The 2,414-nt window shown below is 71.1% G+C and carries 2 protein-coding genes; both read left to right on the top strand.

What is annotated here, in order from left to right:
* Nucleotides 1–1,325, top strand: a 1,325-nt coding sequence (locus tag G3N96_RS38350) for a D-arabinono-1,4-lactone oxidase (protein WP_241023034.1), incomplete at its 5' end; no start/stop codon positions are given.
* On the top strand, nt 1,322–2,414 hold a 1,093-nt coding region (locus G3N96_RS38345), incomplete at its 3' end, for an MFS transporter (protein ID WP_206140456.1). The genes G3N96_RS38350 and G3N96_RS38345, both read left to right, overlap by 4 nt.

The following is a 2,414-nucleotide window of genomic DNA, read 5'->3' as shown; positions in this document are numbered from 1 at the left end:
CGGCTGCCGCCGGCGCCACCGTGCGCGCGGCCGGCGCCGGTCATTCGTTCTCGCCGCTCGTGCAGACCGACGACGTGATCCTGTCGCTCGACGCGATGCAGGGCGTGATCGACGTCGACCGCGACCGGCGCGTCGCGCGCGTGCATGCCGGCACGCGGCTGTGGGCGCTGGGCCCGGCGCTCGCCGCGCACGGCCTCGCGATGGAGAACCTCGGCGACATCAACGTGCAGTCGATCGCCGGCGCGACCAGCACCGGCACGCACGGCACCGGCATCACGCTCGGCAACCTGTCGACGCAGATCGACAGCCTGACCTTCATGTGCGCGGACGGCAGCGAGATCCGCACGAGCGCCGACACGCATCCCGACCTGTTCGCCGGCGGCCGGATCGGGCTCGGCGCGCTCGGCGTGCTGACGGAGATCGGCCTGCGCCTCGTGCCCGCGTTCAAGCTGCGCCTCGAGCGCGGCGGGATGAATCTCGACGACTGCCTCGCGCAAGCGGACGCGCTGATCGCGAAGCACCGCTCGTTCGAGTTCTACTGGTTCCCGCATACGGACACCGTGCTGACCAAGGCATGGGACATGACCGACGAGCCGGCCGACGCGGTGCACTGGGCGAGCCGTGCATCCGAATCGTTCCTCGAGAACACCGTGTTCGGCGCGCTGTGCGGGCTCGGCCGGCGCGTGCCGTCGCTGTGCCCGGCGCTGAGCCGGCTGTGCGCATCGACAGTGTCGGCCGGCCGCCATGTGGATGCGAGCTACGCGATGCTGTCGACGGTGCGCCGCGTGCGCTTCAACGAAATGGAATGGTCGGTGCCGGCCGAACGCGGCGCCGATGCGCTGCGCGAGATCCGCGCGTTCATCGCGCGCCGCGGCTTCCCGCTGATGTTCCCGCTCGAATACCGCTGGGTGCGCGGCGACGACATCTGGCTGAGCCCCGATTACGGCCGCGACAGCGTACGCATCTCGGTGCACCAGTATCGCGGGATGCCGTTCGACGCGTACTTCTCGGGCGTGCAGGCGATCTGCCGCAATCATGGCGGGCGGCCGCACTGGGGCAAGGTGCATGCGATGAAGGCCGCCGAGCTGGCGGCGTGCTATCCGCACTGGGACGATTTCCTCGCATTGCGCGAACGGATGGACCCGCACGGCCGCTTCCTGACACCGTACCTGCGCACGCTGTTCGGCCTGCCGCAACGCGCAAGTGCAGGTACAAACACAGCCTCAGCCGCCCGCGCCATGCCGGCCCGCCGAGGGACACACCCGATGCACGAAACGGCCGGCATCGCACAAGATCGGCCGCGATCCAACCAGGAGGCCTCGTGAGCACCGCCACCCTGCATGCCGCCGCGCAGTCGCGCCCCGATCCGTCGACCGGCGCCGTCGTTCGTCTCGCGTTCGCGTTCGCCGCGGCCACCAACGGCCTGATCCTGTCGCCGTTCCTCGTCGCGGCCGTGATGACGCGCTTCCGGCTCGACGAAGGCACCGCGACCGCGCTCGTCAGCGCCGAGATCCTCGGCATCGCGATCAGTTGCGCGCTGCTGTCGCACCGGATCGCGCGCGCCGCACGGCCGTTCACGCTGGCCGGCCTGGTCGGCACGATCGCCGGGCAGGCGCTCGGCGCGGTCGCGCCCGGCATCGTGTCCGCGGCGCTCACGCGCGGGATGACGGGGCTGTTCGAAGGGATGCTGTTCGTCGTCGTCGCGTCCGGCGTGTCGCAGCGCGCGTCGACCGACCGCCTCTGGGGGCAAATCAACCTGCTCGCGGGCATCATCAACGGCGGCATCCTCGTGCTGATCTCCGCGTTGCCGGCCAACTGGCTCGGGCGCGGGGTGTTCGCGCTGCTGGCGGCCGTCGTCGCCGTGCTGGCGCCCGCGATCCGCGGCATCGATGCGTTCGCGAGCGCCCCCGCGCAGAGCCACGTGCGGGCCGGCACGCTGCCGTGGCGGCCGGTGATCGCGATCTGGGTCGTGACCGCGCTCGTGTACGGCGTGCAGGCATCGCAATGGGCGATCGCCGGCTTCGTCGGCGAGCGTGCCGGGCTGTCGCCGACGACGATCGGCGTGCTGCTGTCGGTGTCGTCGCTGCTCGGCTTCGTCGGCGCGGCGATTCCGTCGCATCCGGCCAGCCACAAGCACCGCCTCGCGCTGATCTGGGCCGCGCAGCTCGCGATGATCGCGTCGATCGAATGGTTCTTCAGCGCGCGCGGCGGCAGCGCGTACTTCCTGAGCCAGTTCGTGCTGAACAGCGCGTTCTTCGTGATCGTGCCGTTCCTCACCGGGATGCTGTCCGACGTCGACCCGGACGGCTCGCTGGTCGCACGCACGCTCGTCGTCACGTTCTTCGCGGCCGGCATCGGCACCGCGCTGTCCGGTGCGCTGCTCGGCCGCTTCGGCGGCTCGCGCGTCGCCCACA

It is taken from the genome of Burkholderia sp. Se-20373 (genome assembly GCF_017104705.1).
Lineage (GTDB): Bacteria > Pseudomonadota > Gammaproteobacteria > Burkholderiales > Burkholderiaceae > Burkholderia.
Note: the sequence above shows the minus strand (reverse complement) of the source record. Positions and strands in the feature narration are given on the sequence as shown.